The sequence below is a fragment of the Nocardia heshunensis genome (assembly GCF_054782115.1).
Genome location: NZ_BAAGTC010000003.1, coordinates 319,530 through 337,324 on the forward strand (window position 1 = coordinate 319,530; position 17,795 = coordinate 337,324).

The window sequence follows — 17,795 nt, forward strand, 5'->3', positions numbered from 1 at the left end:
GTGATCGAACAAGACGGCGGCACATTCGGCGCGAATGTGCGGCGACGCCGCGAGGAGGCGGGCCTTACGCTGGAACAACTTTCGACACAGTCCGCGGTCAGCCGCGCCATGCTGTCGAAGGTCGAGCGCGGCGAGAAGAGCCCGACGATCGGTGTCGCGTCCAAGATCGCGCAGGCGCTCGAAGTCTCGCTCTCGGACCTGATCGGCGGGCCCGCCGCCGCCGATCCCGGCGTCGCCGTCGTCCTGCGCAAGAGCGAGCGTCCCGTATTCCGTGACCCGGAAACCGGTTTCGAGCGGCACCTGGTGTCGGCGGCACCGGGCGCGGGCGGCGCCGAGATGGTCGCCCACTACCTCCCCGCGCAGGTCTCCATGGGCCTGCTGCCCGCGCTGCCGCCGGGTACGGAGAAGCAGGTCGTGGTCCTGCAGGGCACCGTCACCGTCCTGATCGGCGGCATCACCGAGACCCTGGACGCCGGTGACTCCCTGTTCTTCCTGGCCGACGTGGACCACGGTTTCGACAACCGAACGAACACCCCCTGCGAGTACCTCATGTTCATCTCGCGCCGCCCCTGATCGGAACTAGATCAGTTCCTTGTGCCGCTTCAGCCGGTGCCGCACGTTCGACATCATGGTGCGAGTGCCCATGGTGCGAATGAACTTGGGAATGAACCGATTCACGAACCCCACGAACAGGAAGAGGTGTTCGAAGCGGCGTTGATCGGCGGCCGACCACTCGACGCCGAGCTGCTCACGGAAGTAGGGCGGCAGGTAGCCGACGGTGAGGAAGCGCAGCAGACCGCCGAACAGCACGCGCAGATACCAGTGGATCATGCGCAGGTGCAGTAGATCGTCGATGAAGGCGCGGATCTTCTCGTCGGCGGCCACCTGTTCGCAGGCCACCACCCAGTAGTCGTCGAATTCGGCGCGGGTCTTGGGCCACATCTCGTCGGTGACCTGCAGCGTGGTCCCCAGCGGCGCGGAGGTGGAGTAGAACGCCTCGGCCTGTTCGGCATTCATCTTGCCGTTGAGCAGCTGGTAGGAGTCCTCGAACCCGATGTAGAGGCAGGCGGCCACCCACATCTGCAGATTGCGGTCGAAGGCGTTGTAGCGCACCGCCGCTCCGGGTTCGGACTTCACCTGCCGATGCGCCACATTGATCGCCTCCCGCATGGCGATCTTCTCCTCCGCCGTGCCCAGGATGGCGACCGCCAGGTAGGAGGCGGTGGTGCGCAACCGTTTCCACGGATGCACCATGAGCGCACCGGATTCCACCTTGCTGTCGGCCACCCCGTGCCCGACGCCGGGCCGCGCCATCTGCATGGCGACATTGGCGGCCGCGCCGGAGAACTGCCAGAAGTCCAGTGCGTCTTCGAGTTTCGGCGGCCGCTTGCCGTCGGGCCGATGCACGCCGGGTATGTGGATGCGGGTCTGTTCGAGGGTGAGGGCCGACTCGCCGGACGGCGGCACTGCCGCGAGTGTCATGGTTCCCCTTCCGGGTGATTTCACGATGAACGGATACTAACTTAGGTTCTGCGGCTCGCACCAGAATCTGCCGTCTCTGGTGATGTATCACCGAATCTACGTCCGAAAAAGATCGCCGGAACCGCTTCCCAATCAAAGAATAGTCAGTAACATACGCTGCTGCGGCCGTTCGTGCACAGGGGCACGGGCAGGGACCGAAAGGACGTTCGCGGCATGCTGAAACGCTTGGATCGCATACTCAGCTACGAGATGAAGGTGTCCGAGTTCCTCGGGACCTTGATCATTCTCGGCTTTCCCTACGGATTGGTCGGGGTGGTGTGGACCCTCACGCACACCTCGCATCTGAAGCAGCTGCACGGCATCGACGTGGTCATCTCGTTCCTGGGATCCATCGTGTGCTGGCCGGTGCTCACCTTCTCGAATGTGTGCATGACCTAGATGATGGCGCTGGTCTGGCTCATCGACATCCTGGTGATCGGCATCAAGATCCTCGGTGGGCGTATGGAAGTCAATCCCGTACTGCGCGTGGGCCTGTGGGTGGCCGTGCTGTGCGGCGTGGTCGCCGGACTCGCGGCGGTCGGGGCCGGCCTGGTCGCACTGCAGCACTATCTCGTGGAGACGGCCTGATGACGACATTCGATAAACCCTCCCCCGCACCGCGAGCCGAGCCGTCCGAACTGGATCGGATCGGCAACAGCGTGCGCGGGCTGTGGCAGCGGCATCCGCAACGCTCACTGGAAACCCTTGGGCGCCAGGTCGATCTGGGCCGCGACGCCCTGCGGCAGCTGGTCGTCTCGATCCTGCGGCGGCGCTTCCCGTATCGGGAGTTCATCAAGCAGTGCGCGTTCATGACGAGCGTGTCGGCCGCACCGACGGTGCTGGTCGCCATCCCCATCGCGGTGGTGGTGTCGATCCAGATCGGCGCACTGGTCAATCAGGTTGGTGCGACCACGTTCATCGGCGCGGTGGCGGGGCTCGGCATCATCCGCCAGGGCGCACCGCTGGTCACCTCACTCATGATCGCGGGCGCGGTCGGGTCGGCCATCACCGCCGATCTCGGCTCCCGGACCATTCGGGAGGAGATCGACGCGATGATGGTGATGGGCGTGGACCCGGTGCGACGGCTGGTCGCCCCGCGGATCGCGGCCGCGGTGCTGGTGAGCATGCTGCTGTGCGGATTCATCGTATTCGTCGGCTTCGCAACGGCTTACCTGTTCAATGTCTACGCCCAGTCGGGGACGCCGGGCTCGTTCATCGCGTCCTTCGCCTCCTTCGCGGTGGCGAACGACCTGGTGCTCGCGATCGTCAAGGCCGCCATCTTCGGGCTGCTGACCGCGGTCATCGCCTGCGACACCGGCCTGCACGCGCACGGCGGCCCCGGCGGGGTCGCCAACGCGGTGAACTCGGCGGTGGTGAGCTCGGCGCTGATGCTCTTCGCCGTCAATATCGCACTCACCCAGCTCTATAACACCCTGCTGCCGACGAAGGTGGTCTGAGATGGGCAGCACCTACACTCCACCGGCGCTCCGGCCGGTGCGGATGGCGGCGAACGCGGCGGCGCTGCCGGCGCAGGCGAATCAGCGGCTGGGACATCAGGTCATCACATTCCTCCAGGCGCTGACCGCGATTCCGTTCGTGCTGAAGCACTATCGCAAGGAAGTGCTGCGCCTGACCGCCGATGTCGGTTGGGGCAACGGTTCGCTGGTGGTGGGCGGCGGCACCATCGGCGTGGTGATCGCGCTGTGCGGGTTCGGCGGCATCACCGTCGGCATGGAGTCCTACCGGGCGTTGAACCTGCTCACCATGAGTCCGCTCACCGGGGCCATCTCCGGCTTCGCGACGACGCGTGAGCTCGCGCCCATCATCGCCACGCTGGCGTTCGCGATTCAGGCGGGCTGCCGGTTCACCGCGCAGCTCGGATCCATGCGCATCTCCGAGGAGATCGACGCGCTGGAATCCATCGCCATCCGGCCGCTTCCGTATCTGATCAGCACCCGCATGATCGCCTCGACGCTGACCATCATCCCGCTCTACAGCGTGGGCCTGGCGACGGCGTACCTGGCGACCAAACTCTCGGTGCTGCTGCAGGGCGGCACCACCGCCGGCACCTACGACCATTACTTCTTCCAGTTCCTGCTGGGGCCGGACGTGTTCTGGTCGCTGCTCAAGGTCATGGTGTTCGTGATGATCTCGACATTCATCCAGTGCTACTACGGCTACGTCGCGACCGGCGGGCCCGAAGGCGTCGGGGTGGCGGCCGGGCGGGCCATCAAGATGGTCATCGTCGTCATGGTCTTCGTCAATCTCTTTCTGACCCTCGCGATCTGGGGTATCGACCCCGGCTTCCGCATCTCGGGATAGGTGTTTGGAATGATTCTCGATCCCAGCGGGCGGGGCCCCACGGCCCGGCAGCTCACGCTGGCCGGACTCGCCCTGATCGCCACGGTGACACTGCTGGTGTATCTGCTGACGCTGCGCTACAACGGCCGCTTCGAGGACAAGGTGGCGGTGGTCGCGGAACTCACCAGCACCGGCGACGGGTTGCCCGCGCATGCCGATGTGAAGTTCCGCGGCATGGTAGTCGGCCGCGTCGAGGACGTGACGGTGGTGGCCAAGGGCGAACGGCAGCGGGCCGCGCTCGCGTTGAAACCGCAAGTGGCGGGGACGATTCCGGCCACGGTGGCGGCGCGGGTGATTCCCAACAACATCTTCGGCGTGACCGCGATCGAACTGGTCGACACCACACCCACCGGTGACCGGCTGCACGCCGGTGCGACCATCCCCGAGGACACCAGCGCCGCCACCGTGCAGTTGCAGACCACCCTCAATGTGCTGCGCACCGTGCTGAACAACATTCAGCCCGAGAAGCTCGGGCGCGTGCTGTCGACACTGTCGGCCGCCCTGGATCCGTCCGCGCGGGTGCCGGGTTCGACGATCGAGCGCCTCGACCACTGGATCACCGAGGTGCGCGGCATCGACGGCATCGGCGACCTGCTCGGCAATCTCGGCCGCGCGGCCTCCGCCTTGAGCGAGTCGGCCCCGGATCTGGTGGGGACACTGGCGAAGTCGGTGACCACCGCCCGCACGCTGACCGAGCAGCGGGCCGCGCTGATGAGCCTGCTGACCAGCGGCGGCAGCGCGGTGGACACGGTCAACGGCCTGTTCTCCCGCAATCCCGACTCCGGCAAGTTCCTGGTCTCCGGGCTCAACCAGCTCTTCGGCAGCCTGGCTCAGGATCCGCAGGCCATCCCGTACGCCATCGCCAACCTCAATACCGCGCTGCAAAGATTGCAGGGCACGTTCACCTTCGGGCCCAAGAAGCAGATGGTGTGGAAGATGGACGTGACCTTCACACCTTTCCAGCAGTACACGGCGCAGGATTGCCCGCACTACGGCGATCTGGCCGGGCCGCGTTGCGGTGGATCGACGGTGCCGGAAAGCGCTCCCGCGCAGGAGTTTCCGCAACAGCTGACGCCGAAGTGGCTCGATTCCGCCGGTCCCGCGCCCGTCGCCGCCACGCCGAATCTTCCTGCGCTTCCCGCCCTTCCGTCGATTCCGGGGCTACCCGCGATTCCGGGCCTCACCGCACCGGCATCGACCGGAACGACCCCGCCCGCGACGACCGCGACTCCGGCCGGACTGCGTGGCACCGATGCCATCGCAGCACTGGTCGGCGGCCAGCCGAACGCCGCGCAGGTCCTGCTGCTCACACCCATCCTGGCGGGCGGATCGCTGGTTCCCGCCGACGGAGGCGCCTCGTGAAATCCGGAAAAGCCTTGGCGGGCTTCAGCCTTTTCGCCGTGGTCGCGGTGGTGCTGACCTACACCATCTGGTCCACATTGCAGCGTTCGGTGCCCGGCGGCACCCACAGCTATTCGGCCGTGTTCTCCGATGTGCTCGGCCTGCGTGTCGGCGACGACATCCGCATGGCCGGGGTCCGGGTCGGGCGGGTGGACAAGATCGCCTTCGCCGACGATTACCAGGCAAGGGTGGACTTCCGCATCCAGGACGATCAACATCCCACCACCACGACCAAGGCGCTGGTGCGCTACCAGAACCTCATCGGGCAGCGCTATATCGCGCTCATGCCGGGCAAGGACGCCGGTGCGCCGATGGCCGCGGGCGATCAGATCCCGATCGAGCGCACCGAGCCGTCCTTCGACGTCTCCGCACTGCTGTCGGGTTTCGAACCGCTGTTCAGTGTGCTGCAACCGGATCAGGTGAACTCGCTGTCGGAGACGCTGATTCAAGCGTTGCAGGGCAATGGGGTGTCACTCAGCGCGCTGGTGACGCAGGCCGCGCAGCTGGCCTCCACCTTCGGGCAGCGCGACGAGATCCTCGGTCAGGTGGTCGGCAATCTCTCCAGCGTGATCTCCGGGCTGGCTCATCGCAGCAATGACCTGGAGACGCTGATTACCCAGGCGCGGGCGCTCACCGAGGCGCTGTATTCGCAGGGCACCACCCTGAAGTCCTCGGTGGAACGCGTTGCGACGGCGACGGATTCGCTGGTGAACATTATCGCCGCGGTGAAACCCGGTGCCGCCAAGGCACAAACCGACGCCTCCGCCGGTGTCGCGTTGCTGCTGCTCAACGGCGCGTCCCTGGACAAGGCTGCCGTCGAACTGCCCGACGTCCTCAACGGCGTCGCGCGGTTCAGCAGCTACGGCGCGTACGGCAATGCCTACCTGTGCAGCCTCGACGTCTCGCTGTGGGGCGTGCTGCTCCCGCCCGGTCTGTTCAATCAGATCGGCGGCCAATCCCATTCGGAGGTGTGCCGATGACGCGGCGACTGCGCTATCCCGGTTTCCTGCGCAACCGGTATCTGCGACTCGGCCTGTACGCGGCCGGATTCGTGGTGGCGCTGCTGGTCGGCTCCAGCGTGCTGGAACGAGCTCAGCTGGGCGACAAGACGATTCACGCCGAGTTCGCCCAGGCCGCCGGGCTGCGGCCGGGCGCGACGGTGGATGTGTCGGGCATCGAGGTCGGGCAGGTCAGCGCCGTCAAGCTGGACAACGGCAAGGTGCTGGTCGATATGCGGGTGCACGACGACGTGAAGCTGAGCGACGAGGCGCGCGCGGCGATCAAGATGTCGACCATTCTCGGTCGGCTGCACGTGGATCTGACACCGGGCAAGGGCAAGTCGCTGGCCGGGAACCGCATCAAGCTCGATCACACCTCGGTGCCCTACAACCTGGGCAAGGTCGTGCAGGATCCGCAGTACAAGAACTCCTTCGAGCGCGTGGAGCAGCTGGATCCGCAAAAGCTGCGGCAGGCCCTGGATCTCGTCGATCAGCAGATGGGCAACTCACCCGAGCTGACCGTGCAGGCCCTCGACAGCGTGGGCGCGCTGGCCAAGGTGATCAATGATCGCCGTGACGAGGTGGACACGCTGCTGAAAAGCATGGACACCGTCTCGCAGTTGGCGTCCGACAACCAGAACAGCGTGCTGCTGTTGCTGACTCGCGGTGAGGCGATCGGCAACGCGGTCCAGCAACGCCAGACGCTTTTGAAGCAGTTGCTCGACAATGTCGCGTCACTGTCGAGCCTGCTGCAGCAGATGGGGCTGGAGAACAACAACCAGCTCGGACCGCTGATCACCGATCTGAACACCATGTCGCAGGGCCTGGAGAAGAACAAGGGCAACCTCGACCAGCTGTATCAGATCATGCCGGTGACCTTGCGGCAGTTCAACAATGTGCTCGGCGACGGCCCGTACGGAAACGTGTACGCGCCGTGGCTGTTCCCGGACAACTGGCTGTGCTTCGCGCAGGCCGTGCAGGGGTGCAAGTGATGAGACTTCGGAGACTGAAACTGGCGGCGGTGTGCGGCGCGCTGCTGCTCACCTCGGCGTGCGGGATGCTGCCCAATGCGCTGACCTCGCTGCCCAAGGAGTACCTCGGGGCGCGGATGAAGATCACCGCGGATTTCGAGAATGTCGCAGGACTGTACGCGGGCAATGACGTTGCGGTGCTCGGTGTTCCGGTCGGCACGGTCGAAACCGTCACCCCCAAGGGCAGTTACGTCCAGGTCACCATGTCCCTGGACAGCGATGTCAAGATTCCCGTCGATGCCGTTGCGGCGCTGGTGAATCCACAACTCATCACGAATCGTCACGTGGAGTTGGCTCCGGCCTATACCGGCGACGGCCCGACCCTGACGGACGGGGCCTATATTCCGTTGGAGCACACCAGGGTTCCGGTCGAGCTCGACCGCATCCTGGCCACCTTCTCCCAGCTCGGCGCGGCGCTCAAGGGCGACAACCAGTCCGGGCCGATGGCCAGCCGCGTGCTGTTCCCCCTGCTCAACGGCAATGGCGACAAGCTGCGGGACACCCTCGACGCGCTCTCGTCGGCGTTCGAGGTGACCTTCGCCAACAAGGACCAGATCTCCAACACCATCATCAAACTCAATGACATCACCCAGGTCATCGCGTCCAATGACCAGACCGTGCGCGATTTCAGCGGGCGGCTCACCGACCTGGTGAACCTGCTGGGTGAACAGGCCCCCGGCATCGAAGCGGTGCTGAAGCAGCTCGACGACTTCGTCACCAATACCTCGACCCTGGTGGGGCAGAACAAGGATCAGCTCGCCGGGGCGCTGACCCGCTTCGTCGGCATCACCGACCAGATGCGCGCCAATGCCCGCGGACTCACCGAGATCGTGGACGTCGGCCCGCTCATGTTCCAGAACCTGGCCAATGCCACCAGCGTCGAACACCAGGCGCTGCGACTGCACGGGCTGCTGGACAAGTCCCTGCTCGACGGCGAGATCCTGTCCACCTTCTGCCAACGCATCGCCATGCGCCTGGACGGCTGCCGCACCGGCAAGGTGCAGGACTTCGGCCCCGACTTCGGGCTCACCGCCGCACTCCTGGGAATCGCGAACCTGAAATGAGACTACGCACAACGGCTCTCGGCGGCCTGCTCACCGCGACGACCCTGCTGGCCACCTGCGGCTGCGCGGTCACCGTGGACACGCTGCCCATGCCCAAACCCGGTCTGGGCGCGCCCGGTTACACCGTGCACGCGGCCTTCGCCGACGCCCTCAACCTGCCCGACCACGCGCACGTCAAAATCGGCGGCAGCGATATCGGCGTGGTCACCAAGATCAAGACGACGAACTTCCTCGCCGATGTGCAGATGCTCATCCGACAGGACATCCAGCTGCCCAAGGGCACCACCGTCGAACTGCGGCAGGGCACGCCACTCGGCGACATGTTCGTGGCCATGACGCTGCCCTCGGCGCAGGAGGCCGGGGAACCGCTGCGGGACGGCGACACCATCGGCGTCGATCACACGGCGGCGGGGGCGTCGGTGGAACAGCTCATGATGTCGATCTCGCTGCTGCTCAACGGCGGCGGTATCAATCAGGCCGCCAAGATCACCGGGCAGATGGACTCCATGTTCGCCGGGCGCGCGCCGGAACTGTCGCATCTCATCACCGAGATGACCGCGGCCATCGGCGCTCTCAATGCCCGCACCGGGGATCTCGATCAGGTGCTGGGCGGGATGAATTCGCTCTCGGGTGAATTGGCCAGGCGCAAGACCGAACTCGGGCAGGCCGCCGACACCTTCCCCGCCCTCATCGGGCTGCTGTCCGAGAACAATCAGCAGATCGTGGACCTGCTGGCCAAGGTCGCCACCACCACCGACGCGCTCGGCGACTTCGCCACCACCACCGGCGGGGACTTCGTGGGGCTGTTCAACAGCATTCAGGCGCTCATGTCCGGGTTCGCGCAGAGTGATCAGCTCACCGGCGCACTCGACGGGCTGCATCAGATCTATCCGTCGCTGATGGCGAGCCTGCGCGGTCCGGCCCTCGCCGTCGCGGCCACAGTGTCGTATTTGAGCGTCGGTGCGCTCACCGATCCGAGTGGCAGCCGCTGGCCGGAGCTCGGGGATGCCGGGCAGTTCATCGGCAGTCTGGCTCAGGTGCTGGAGAAGGTGTTCGGGCGGCTCACCAGCCCACCGCGAACCCCCGACACCCAGCCCGGCCAGCAAGGAGGGGATCGATGAATCCGCCACTGTGGCAGTGGGTGCTGCGCCATCGCATCGCCATCGCCAATATCGGGCTGATCGTGGTGCTGATACTTGGGGCGGGCTATATCGGCGGCGCGGTGCTGCGGTTCAACCCGATTCCGCACACCTACCGGGTAACCGTCGAGCTCACCTCCTCCGGCGGGCTGCTGCCCGGCAATGACGTCACCTTCCGGGGCAGCCGGATCGGCAAGATCAGTGACGTGCACGTCGCCGGGGACGGGGTCGCCGCCGTCGCCGAAATCGATGACAGCGCACACATTCCCGTCGGCGGCACCGTGGCGGTCGCGCGGCTGTCGGCGGCCGGGGAGCAGTACCTGGACTTCCGGCCCGACTCCGACACCGGGCCGTACCTGCTCGACGGCGCGCTGGTGGAGCGGGCGCGCACCAGCATCCCGGTGCAGATCCAGTCGGTGTTCGCCAACCTCGGCGATCTCATCGGCGGCATGAACCCCGACCGGCTCAATGTCATCATCGACGAGCTGGACAAGGCGCTCGCCGGGGGCCCGGATCGCCTGCGCAACATGATCTCCGGCATCAGCCGCGCCATGTCCGGCCTCGACGGGCTGCTGCCGCAGACTCGGCAGCTCATCGAGAACCTCGAGGTCATCGCCGACACCACCCAGCACGCGCAACCCGACCTGGGCACCCTCACCAAGGCGGGCAGCGTGCTGTTCGACCAATTCGCCTCCGCCGACCAGGAACTGCGCAAACTACTGCAACAGGGACCCGGCCAACTCGCCACCCTCAACGGCTTCATCACCGAAACCCAGGACCCCATCACCAATCTGGTGACGAACTTCGTCGCGGTTACCAAGGCCGCCAAGCTCCGCGCCCCCGCCATCGCCGCGCTCTTCCCGGCTCTGCGTGTCGGCTCCCAAGCGCTCGGCGTGCCCGCCCATGACGGGGCCTACAACACCCTCGTCGATCCCTGGCCGCGCCCCAGCTGTGACTACGACACCATCCCGGTAGTCCCGACCGACATCCAAACCGACAACAGGGTTCGTCTCTACAACTACTGCGTCACCTCGAATCCGGCGCTGCAGATCCGCGGTTCGGCCAACGCACCCCGCCCCGACGTCCCCGACAACGGCGCGACCGCCCCGCCGGGTGTCACCGGCAACGAACTGTCCCAGCCCATCCCCCGCTAGCCCACGGCAGCACCCCAGGAGATTTCCCATGAGCGACAACATGATTCAGCTCGATCCGAACGATGCCGAGACCGTCGACCCGGCCGAGACAACGGACACCGAGACGGCAACATCCGAGACCGACGCCGAGACCCCCGATCGCGCCGAAGCACCAAAACTTGCGACACGCGTGCGTAAGTCGTTCGCCGTCCGCCGCTCGCTGCCCACTCTCGGCAAGCGCGGCCGGATCGTGGCGCGTGCGGCGGCCGTGCTGGCGTTGGCGGCGTCCATCGGCGCGAGCATCGTGTTCTATCAGCACGACGCCCACTCCAAGGAGTTGCTCGACGCCCAGCAGCAGGCGCAGGCCGCGGCCTGCAAGTACGCTCCGCTGCTGGCGACCTATGACGCCAAGAATCTCGACGCCTATTTCACCTCGGTGCTCGACGGTGCGACCGGTGATTGGAAGAAGCAATTCGATTCCACCAGCAAGGATTTGCGGGAGGTGCTGAGTCAGGGGCAGGTGGTGTCGAAGGCTACCGATGTGCAGTGTGCGGTTCGCAATGCCGATCGGAATTCGGCGGAGGCGATCGTGGTGATCGGGCAGACCATCACCAGCCTGGGTACCCAGGGCAAGCCTGCGCCCGGGCAGTTGTCCATGGTGATGCGACTGGAGCGCTCCGGCGACCGCTGGCTGGTGAACAAGGTGAATTCGCCGCTGGCGCAGCAGCCGCAACAGTGACGCCCGCCGCCATGCCCGCCCCCGACCCGGGTGCGCGGGCGGTTCGCCGACGCCCGAAGAACCGGCGGGCACAGATCGCCGCGGTGTCGGCGGCCGAGTTCGCGGCATTGGGCTATCACCGGGTCAGCATGGAGGACATCGCGACCCGGCTCGGCATCAGCTCCACCGCGCTGTATCGGCACTATCCGAGCAAGTACGCGCTCTTCGCCGGGGAACTACTGCGGCTGGGCGAGGTGACAGTGGCTGCGGTGAGCCTGCCGGAGATTGCCGCCGAGTGGTCTCCGCAGCGACGGCTCGGCTACGCCGTCGACGGCATCATCGCCGAAACCATCTTCAACCGGACCACCGTCGGACTGGCGCGCTGGGAGCATCGCTACCTCGACGAGCCCGACAAGCGCACGGTGGACGAGCATTTCGCCACCGCCCTCACCGAACTGAGCGCATTGATCGGCGCGGTGCGACCGGAACTGCCGGAGCACGAGCTGCGGGTGCGGGCCGTCGGCGTCTTCAGCGCGGTCAGCTGCCTGGGTGACCATCGGGTCGGCCTGGCCGCGAAACCCCTTGCGGTCCTGCTGAATCGGGCATGCTGGGCGCTGATCGAGACCGACCTGCCCGCCCCGACAGGGCCCTCACCCGCCCCGCGCGCGGTGGAGATCCCGCATACGCTCAAACACGAACTGCTGTTGCAGCGGGCGGTCCGGCTGTTCTACGAGCGCGGCTACCCGAATGTCGGCGTCGAGGACATCGCCGCCGCCGCGGGACTGCCTTCGGCGTCGGCCGTTTACCGCTACTACCGGGGCAAGGGCGACCTGCTCAATGCCGCCTTCCGCCGTGCCGCCGACCGGATGACCGCCGTCATCGGGCCCTCCGTGGCCGAATCCGGCTCTCCGGCAGAGGCATTGGCGAAGCTGGTCGACATGTACGTGGCCGGAGCCTTCGACGAACGCGAACTGATCTACGTCTACTTCGCCGAGTTCGGCCATGTTCCCGATGACGAGCGGGCCACTCTGCGCGTGGTCCAGCGCCTCGTCGTCGCCGAGTGGGCCACCCTGCTGGCCCAGGTCCGGCCCGGCCTCACGCCCGCCGCCGGGCATATCCTCGTGCACGCCGCTCTCGGCCTGGTCGTCGACTACGGTCGCGTCTTCGGCGACACCGAGCGAATCTGCCCGCGTCAGTGGGTGATCCGTCTCATGGAGGCTGTGCTGTTCGGCCCTCCCGAACCCGGTCCGTCCGCCAGGCTTAGCGCATGCACTTCCCCCTGAGCGCCACGTGGGCGGCCCGCGCGGCCGCCCTGATCGCACTGCCGATCGCCCTCGCGATGCCCGCAGTCCTGGCGGCCCCCGCCGCTACGGCCGACCCGGTGCACCTGACCGGGTCGATCGACATCCCTTGCGCCGCATCCACGCTGCACCAGACCGCCGACTGGTACCTGCCCGACGGTTCACCGCGTGCCCTGATCTGGTTGCAGCACGGATTCGCCCGCGACGGCAGCAAGGTGGCCGACCTCGCCCGAACCCTCGCGGACGCGGGCTATCTCGTCTTCGCGCCCAGCCTGCCGTTCCTCGATCTCTCGGGGTGCACACTCCAGAACCTCGGCGACAACACGCCGTTCCTGAATCATGTCGCCGAATTGTTCTCCACGGCAGGCGATCCGAACGGTGCCTTGGCGACGAGCCTGGCCCGGGCTGCGGCGGCGATCGGCCGCCGCGCGCCCGCCATCCCACAAGCCGCCGTCTTCATCGGACACTCCGCCGGGGCCGAAGCCGTCGAGTACGTCGCCCACCGATTGCACGCGAGCCATCCGGACGTCTGGCCGAACCTGCGCGGCCTGATCCTGCTCGACCCGGTGAAGTCCTTCCTGGGCAACAACACCGACGCGGCCCTCACCGACCTCGATCCGAGCGGACTGCCGATCCTCACCGTGTCCGGCCCGCCCGGTCTGTGCAACAACTTCGGCAGCGGCACCACCGCGGTGCAGACCCTGCTACACCGCCCGTTCCTCGGTGTCCGCCTCCCCTTCGGCGAGCACACCGACGCGGAAGGAGCCAGTTCCGACATGGTCGGCGAATTGGCCTGCGGCATACCTCAATCGGCCAATGTGTCGGCGCTGCAACAACTCACCACCCGCTGGACGGACGATTTCCTCGCGAATACCAGCGATTACGCCGAGGCGGCGGCGCTATGTTCGCAAGGCTCGCTCGAGCCCGTCTGCGACCCGATCTAGGGGTTCGGTGCTGTCCTCGGTACGGCAGAGAACCAGCGCACCTTCCAGCCCGGCGATCAGCAGGGTGGCCAGGTTGGTCGCATCGGGTTCCGGTATTCCATTGCGGTGCAGGCACTCCCGGAAATAGCCCTGCCAGCGGCGGAAGACATCCCGTGCGGCAATGACCAATTCGGCGTCCTCGGGTCCGGCCCCCAGCGCGACCGCCGCGATCGGGCATCCGGCCGGGTGGCCGCCACCGGTCATCACCATCTTCGCCGCGGCCAGGATGGCACGCATGGCCGAGACCGGATCCTGGTTCGCACACACCGCCTCGATGGCGGGACCGGCCGCGCCGTCGACGAGCCGCACCACTTCCTCGGCCAGCTCGGTCTTGCCGCGCGGGAAGTGGTGATAGATCACCCCGCGATGGGTACCCGCCTGCTCCACGATCTCGCGGAAACCGGTCGCCGCGTAGCCGCGGCCGCGAAACAGCAGCGCGGCCTGGCGAATCATGCGCATGCGGGTATCGCGCGCCACCGAACCTCCCAGCACACCGGTTGACTAAGACAGTAGTCCTAGAACATACTCGCATCGATTTCTAGGACACCTGACTTAGAAGCCGCGGGGGCAGCCGCCTCCACTCGCATCCGATCGACAGGAGCCCGCCGCCGTGCTGTTCGACACTCTCCGCACCTACACGCTGCGCTATGTCACGGCGATCTTCGAGACGCCGCTGCAGCTGTTCGCGTTCCTGGCGGGCGCGTGGTTCACCATCAATGGCGTGATCGCCTTCGGGATCTACCCCGACATGGCGTTCGGCGGCGAGATGCGTTCCTGCACAATCCAGTTCCTCGGCTTCATCCCCGTCACCGTGAACGGCTGGCACGCGCTGTTCCATCTGATCAGCGGGATCGCCGGGCTCGTGCTGGCCACGCGGCGACCGCGCGCCGAATTGTTCTGCCTGATCTTCGCGCCCTACTACCTGTTGGTCGCGATCCTCGGATTCCTCGGCGGTGACCAGGTGCTGCACCTGATGGCCGTCGACACCTTCGGCAATATCGTGCACACCGTCGAGGGCACCGCACTGCTCGTGGCCGGTGCCCTCGCCTCGCTACGGGGTCGCGCGGCTATCGCTTGACGTGGGCCTCCGGCCCCTCGCACCACTGATCGGCGGGCACCACGGCCTTCACTTCTGCGATGTGCTCGCCGCAGCCGGACCAGGTGGTCTTGCCGCAGGACTCACAGGGGACAGGTTGACACACAGTGGACTCCTCTCGTTCGGATGTTCGAACGAGCATCTATATCACAGCGCGGGCGGGACCGGTTTCGCCGTAGTCACTATTTGTCGGCGAGCCGGGCCTTCTTGACCCGGTTGCCGCAGGTGTTCATCGAGCACCAGCGGCGATTCGTGCCACGGCTGGTGTCGAGGAACAATCCGGCGCAGCCTGGGCCCTCGCAGGCCTTGATCCGGCCGCGGTCGGAGCCGCCCAGAACTTGAATGGCATCAGCGGCAAGCACTCCCAGCGCGTCCGTTACCGGCGCTTTCTTGCCGAGATGCCAGACGGCGAGCCCGTTGTCGAGGCCGAGTTTCGGCCGTCCCGCGGCCGCAGCCCGGTTCAGGATCATCGCGTCGCCCAGATCGGGGCGCTGGGCGGCGGCGACTGCCAGCCCGGCACGGTAGATCGCCTCCCTAAGCGCCAGCGCGTCCTCGAGCTCGGCCGGCGAGACGCCGGGTACGCCGAGTCCCACGGCCTGCAACCAGAGCTCGAGTCGGCCGGGGTCGGAGAGCCGCTCCAGGGGTTCCGCGGCGGCACGGTCGCTCACCGTGGCGGTGTAGCGGAACGCCAGCACCTCGTTGTCCAGCCGGAACAGTCGACGGGCCTCCATGGCCATCCCCCTTCCGTATGAACGACTTCGACCTACCTGAACCATCTTAACCGGTTCGACAACGGCGTCGATTCTTGCCATAGTGTGAACCGTCTTAGTCAGTTCACACTCGGGAGGTTGTGCGATGGGCGAGGTTGCGGTCATCGGTCTGGGCGGCATGGGGCGGGCGATCGCTCGCAATCTGGTGCGGGCAGGCCATGACACGGTCGTGTGGAACCGTTCGGCGGGGCCCGCGGAAGAACTCGCGCAAGCCGGGGCCCGCCGCGTCGACACCGTCGCGGAGGCGCTGCGCTCCCCGGTCGTGTTCTCGGTGCTGTCCGACGACGCCGCCTTCGCGGAGATCTTCCTCGACTCCGGTGTCCTCGACCAGGCTCGCCCCGAGGTGCACATCAACGTGGCCACGGTGAGCGTCGAGCTGTGCCGCCGGGCCGCAAAGGCGCACGGCGAGTACGGAATCGGCTATCTCGCGGCCCCGGTGTTCGGCCGGGTCAGCGTCGCGGAGGCCGGTGCGCTGAACATCCTCGCCGCGGGCGAGCCTGCTCTCATCGACCGGGTGCAACCGTTCTTCGATGTGATCGGTTCGCGCACTTGGCGGCTGGGCGAGCGGCCCGAGCAGGCCAATACCGCCAAGATCCTGGGCAACTACCTGATCGCCTGTGCGATCCAGTCGTTGAGCGAGGCGGTCAGTGTCGCCGACGCCGCGGGCACCGACCCGGGTCAGTTCGTCGAGCTGCTGAGTTCGACGCTGTTTCCCGGGCCGGTCTATGCCGGCTACGGCTCGATGATCGCACAGCGGGAGTACCAACCGGCCGGATTCAATACCGCGCTGGGGCGCAAGGATCTGCACCTCGCCCTGGATGCGGCAGCCGACCAGTCGATCCCCCTGCCGTTCGGCGAATTGCTCAGGGGCGTTTTCGCGCAGGCCATCGCCGACGGCCGGGCCGCCGACGACTGGGCCTCGATCGCCGAGCAGCAGCCGCGCTGACTCAGCCCAGCGTGGCGAGCAGGGTGGTGAGGGTGCGGACTTCCGTCGCCTGATCCACCTTGCGCGCCCGCACGGCGTGCAGGGCCTCGTCGATCTGGCCGTCGAGCACGGTCCACGATGCGCCGTCGAGCGGCTTCAGGGTGGATTCGTCCTGATCCCAGGCGGTTTCGAGGTCCTTGATCCGCGTCTTGGCCGCATCCTGCGCACCGGCCTGCACCTGCGCCAGGGTGTCCTGGGTGATGGTGCGGAACTTGCCGACCTCGGCGGCCGGGAAGTGATCGGTGACATGGCCCGGCGTCGCCGAGGCGGACGCGGTCGGGGATTCGTCGTCGCCGGTGCGGTCGGCATGCGGCTGCGCGGCCGCCCAGGCCAGCAGTGAACCGGCGAGCACCGCGACAATCACGTAGTAGCCCAGCATGATTCGCTCCCGCTTGGTGTCGGTGACCGCGGGCTGCGGCTGGGCGTCGATGACATCGCTGCGGGTGCGGGTCAGGAAGACGACGACGGCGAGGATGGCGACCAGGAATACGACGCTGGTGATCGCGGTGCCCAGACCGAGTCCGTGATCGGCGGTCGGGGACGCCAGCCAGTCGCCGAGATTCGCACCCAGCGGCCGGGTGAGGATGTAGGCCAGCCAGAACGACAGCACCGCGTTCGCACCGAATCGCCAGCCCAGCGCGATCGCGAGAATCAGCCCGGCGGGCAGCAGCACCGAGATGCCCGGACCCCATCCGGTCACCTGCAGCGTCCAGTCACCCACCGCGGTGCCGAGCGCGAACGTCACCAGAACGGCCAGCCAGTACCACAGTTCGCGGGGCAGCGTCACGATGCTGTGAATCGACAGCGTCCGCTCCCGCGCGAACCACACGCCGAACACCACGGCCAGCGCGAGCGCGAACACCGAGGTGCTCACGGCCAGCGGCACACCGAGATCATCGGTGAGGATGTCGGTGTACAGCGTCCCGGCCACGCTGACCACGACCACGGTCAACCAGTAGACGAACGGCACATACCGGTCCATCCGCAACTGCACCCCGAGCACCACGGCCAGCACCACGGTGAACACCACGGCCGTGACATCCAGCCCCACACCCAAGGTGGTGTTGATCCAGTCCGCGAACGTCTCCCCCACCGTCGTGCACAGCACCTTGATCACCCAGAACCACAGGGTGACCTCGGGCACCTTGCTGAGCATGCGCCGTCCGGTACCGACCTCCGAATTCACCATTTCCGTCACGGGTCGCGACGGTAGCGACCGATCGCTGTGACGACGCTGAGAAGCGAACCACTGGCCGGGCGTCCCGGCTGGCTACTTCCGAGCAGCGACGAATTA

20 protein-coding genes are annotated in these 17,795 nt (G+C 66.7%); 16 read left to right on the forward strand and 4 right to left on the reverse strand.

From position 1 onward, the window contains the following. Positions 1–573: a helix-turn-helix domain-containing protein gene (locus ACYVN4_RS08155; protein ID WP_460718851.1), complete on the forward strand. Its 573-nt coding sequence runs from the start codon at positions 1–3 to the stop codon at positions 571–573. A 6-nt stretch (positions 574–579) separates the two neighbouring features. Here the strand turns inward: ACYVN4_RS08155 and ACYVN4_RS08160 are convergent, their stop codons facing one another. Continuing rightward, on the reverse strand, positions 580–1,482 hold the full coding sequence (locus ACYVN4_RS08160; RefSeq protein WP_460718853.1) for an oxygenase MpaB family protein: 903 nt from the start codon (positions 1,480–1,482) through the stop codon (positions 580–582). A gap of 213 nt (positions 1,483–1,695) precedes the next feature. Between ACYVN4_RS08160 and ACYVN4_RS08165 the strand changes: the two genes are divergently transcribed. From ACYVN4_RS08165 to ACYVN4_RS08225, 13 genes are read left to right on the forward strand one after another with little or no spacing between them, the layout of a single operon-like run. Further along, on the forward strand, positions 1,696–1,920 hold the full coding sequence (locus ACYVN4_RS08165) for a hypothetical protein (protein WP_460718855.1): 225 nt from the start codon (positions 1,696–1,698) through the stop codon (positions 1,918–1,920). Next, entirely contained in the window at positions 1,921–2,109 is a 189-nt protein-coding gene (locus ACYVN4_RS08170; protein WP_460718857.1) for a hypothetical protein, read from the forward strand. Beyond that, positions 2,109–2,978, forward strand: coding sequence for an MlaE family ABC transporter permease (locus ACYVN4_RS08175; RefSeq protein WP_460718859.1), 870 nt, complete (start codon positions 2,109–2,111; stop codon positions 2,976–2,978). Before ACYVN4_RS08170 ends, ACYVN4_RS08175 begins: the two co-directional genes overlap by 1 nt. Before the next feature lies 1 nt (position 2,979). Further along, positions 2,980–3,843, forward strand: coding sequence for an ABC transporter permease (locus tag ACYVN4_RS08180; RefSeq protein ID WP_460718861.1), 864 nt, complete (start codon positions 2,980–2,982; stop codon positions 3,841–3,843). A 9-nt stretch (positions 3,844–3,852) separates the two neighbouring features. After that, positions 3,853–5,244 (forward strand): MlaD family protein, encoded by a 1,392-nt coding sequence (locus tag ACYVN4_RS08185; protein WP_460718863.1) that lies wholly within the window; start codon positions 3,853–3,855, stop codon positions 5,242–5,244. Further along, positions 5,241–6,263, forward strand: a complete 1,023-nt coding sequence (locus ACYVN4_RS08190) for an MlaD family protein (RefSeq protein ID WP_460718865.1) — start codon at positions 5,241–5,243, stop codon at positions 6,261–6,263. Before ACYVN4_RS08185 ends, ACYVN4_RS08190 begins: the two co-directional genes overlap by 4 nt. Then, complete coding sequence (locus ACYVN4_RS08195; RefSeq protein WP_460718867.1) at positions 6,260–7,273, forward strand: MlaD family protein; 1,014 nt, start codon at positions 6,260–6,262, stop codon at positions 7,271–7,273. The genes ACYVN4_RS08190 and ACYVN4_RS08195 overlap by 4 nt, the downstream gene beginning before the upstream one ends. Continuing rightward, positions 7,273–8,376, forward strand: coding sequence for an MCE family protein (locus ACYVN4_RS08200; RefSeq protein ID WP_460718869.1), 1,104 nt, complete (start codon positions 7,273–7,275; stop codon positions 8,374–8,376). The genes ACYVN4_RS08195 and ACYVN4_RS08200 overlap by 1 nt, the downstream gene beginning before the upstream one ends. Then, complete coding sequence (locus ACYVN4_RS08205; protein ID WP_460718871.1) at positions 8,373–9,497, forward strand: MCE family protein; 1,125 nt, start codon at positions 8,373–8,375, stop codon at positions 9,495–9,497. The genes ACYVN4_RS08200 and ACYVN4_RS08205 overlap by 4 nt, the downstream gene beginning before the upstream one ends. Next, positions 9,494–10,669 carry an MCE family protein gene (locus tag ACYVN4_RS08210; protein ID WP_460718873.1) on the forward strand — a complete coding sequence of 392 codons (1,176 nt, stop codon included), beginning with the start codon at positions 9,494–9,496 and terminating at the stop codon, positions 10,667–10,669. Before ACYVN4_RS08205 ends, ACYVN4_RS08210 begins: the two co-directional genes overlap by 4 nt. A gap of 28 nt (positions 10,670–10,697) precedes the next feature. Next, positions 10,698–11,387, forward strand: coding sequence for a hypothetical protein (locus ACYVN4_RS08215; protein ID WP_460718875.1), 690 nt, complete (start codon positions 10,698–10,700; stop codon positions 11,385–11,387). Continuing rightward, the gene (locus ACYVN4_RS08220) at positions 11,384–12,649 is read left to right on the forward strand and encodes a TetR/AcrR family transcriptional regulator (RefSeq protein ID WP_460718877.1); all 1,266 of its coding nucleotides are present in this window, start codon (positions 11,384–11,386) and stop codon (positions 12,647–12,649) included. Before ACYVN4_RS08215 ends, ACYVN4_RS08220 begins: the two co-directional genes overlap by 4 nt. Next, positions 12,634–13,611, forward strand: coding sequence for an alpha/beta fold hydrolase (locus ACYVN4_RS08225; RefSeq protein ID WP_460718879.1), 978 nt, complete (start codon positions 12,634–12,636; stop codon positions 13,609–13,611). Before ACYVN4_RS08220 ends, ACYVN4_RS08225 begins: the two co-directional genes overlap by 16 nt. Here the strand turns inward: ACYVN4_RS08225 and ACYVN4_RS08230 are convergent. Further along, complete coding sequence (locus tag ACYVN4_RS08230; RefSeq protein ID WP_460718881.1) at positions 13,567–14,127, reverse strand: TetR/AcrR family transcriptional regulator; 561 nt, start codon at positions 14,125–14,127, stop codon at positions 13,567–13,569. The genes ACYVN4_RS08225 and ACYVN4_RS08230 overlap by 45 nt on opposite strands. Before the next feature lie 133 nt (positions 14,128–14,260). Between ACYVN4_RS08230 and ACYVN4_RS08235 the strand changes: the two genes are divergently transcribed. Then, positions 14,261–14,728: a DUF4383 domain-containing protein gene (locus tag ACYVN4_RS08235; protein WP_460718883.1), complete on the forward strand. Its 468-nt coding sequence runs from the start codon at positions 14,261–14,263 to the stop codon at positions 14,726–14,728. A gap of 200 nt (positions 14,729–14,928) precedes the next feature. Here ACYVN4_RS08235 and ACYVN4_RS08240 read toward each other — a convergent pair whose 3' ends face one another. Then, the gene (locus ACYVN4_RS08240) at positions 14,929–15,483 is read right to left on the reverse strand and encodes a CGNR zinc finger domain-containing protein (RefSeq protein ID WP_460718885.1); all 555 of its coding nucleotides are present in this window, start codon (positions 15,481–15,483) and stop codon (positions 14,929–14,931) included. A gap of 118 nt (positions 15,484–15,601) precedes the next feature. Here ACYVN4_RS08240 and ACYVN4_RS08245 point away from each other — a divergent pair, with 118 nt between their 5' ends. Then, on the forward strand, positions 15,602–16,462 hold the full coding sequence (locus tag ACYVN4_RS08245) for an NAD(P)-dependent oxidoreductase (RefSeq protein WP_460718887.1): 861 nt from the start codon (positions 15,602–15,604) through the stop codon (positions 16,460–16,462). A 1-nt stretch (position 16,463) separates the two neighbouring features. On the opposite strand, the gene ACYVN4_RS08250 is transcribed toward ACYVN4_RS08245, so the two are convergent. After that, positions 16,464–17,699: a COG4705 family protein gene (locus tag ACYVN4_RS08250; RefSeq protein WP_460718889.1), complete on the reverse strand. Its 1,236-nt coding sequence runs from the start codon at positions 17,697–17,699 to the stop codon at positions 16,464–16,466. Positions 17,700–17,795: the final 96 nt, after the last annotated feature.

Bases quoted from the DNA above. Each gene is read 5' to 3' on its own strand.
- ACYVN4_RS08215 (WP_460718875.1), top strand. From the start codon at position 10,698: ATGAGCGACAACATGATTCAGCTCGATCCGAACGATGCCGAGACCGTC.
- ACYVN4_RS08225 (WP_460718879.1), top strand. From the start codon at position 12,634: ATGCACTTCCCCCTGAGCGCCACGTGGGCGGCCCGCGCGGCCGCCCTG.
- ACYVN4_RS08170 (WP_460718857.1), top strand. From the start codon at position 1,921: ATGATGGCGCTGGTCTGGCTCATCGACATCCTGGTGATCGGCATCAAG.
- ACYVN4_RS08160 (WP_460718853.1), bottom strand. From the start codon at position 1,482: ATGACACTCGCGGCAGTGCCGCCGTCCGGCGAGTCGGCCCTCACCCTC.
- ACYVN4_RS08205 (WP_460718871.1), top strand. From the start codon at position 8,373: ATGAGACTACGCACAACGGCTCTCGGCGGCCTGCTCACCGCGACGACC.
- ACYVN4_RS08200 (WP_460718869.1), top strand. From the start codon at position 7,273: ATGAGACTTCGGAGACTGAAACTGGCGGCGGTGTGCGGCGCGCTGCTG.
- ACYVN4_RS08245 (WP_460718887.1), top strand. From the start codon at position 15,602: ATGGGCGAGGTTGCGGTCATCGGTCTGGGCGGCATGGGGCGGGCGATC.
- ACYVN4_RS08165 (WP_460718855.1), top strand. From the start codon at position 1,696: ATGCTGAAACGCTTGGATCGCATACTCAGCTACGAGATGAAGGTGTCC.
- ACYVN4_RS08210 (WP_460718873.1), top strand. From the start codon at position 9,494: ATGAATCCGCCACTGTGGCAGTGGGTGCTGCGCCATCGCATCGCCATC.
- ACYVN4_RS08240 (WP_460718885.1), bottom strand. From the start codon at position 15,483: ATGGCCATGGAGGCCCGTCGACTGTTCCGGCTGGACAACGAGGTGCTG.
- ACYVN4_RS08185 (WP_460718863.1), top strand. From the start codon at position 3,853: ATGATTCTCGATCCCAGCGGGCGGGGCCCCACGGCCCGGCAGCTCACG.
- ACYVN4_RS08175 (WP_460718859.1), top strand. From the start codon at position 2,109: ATGACGACATTCGATAAACCCTCCCCCGCACCGCGAGCCGAGCCGTCC.
- ACYVN4_RS08195 (WP_460718867.1), top strand. From the start codon at position 6,260: ATGACGCGGCGACTGCGCTATCCCGGTTTCCTGCGCAACCGGTATCTG.
- ACYVN4_RS08180 (WP_460718861.1), top strand. From the start codon at position 2,980: ATGGGCAGCACCTACACTCCACCGGCGCTCCGGCCGGTGCGGATGGCG.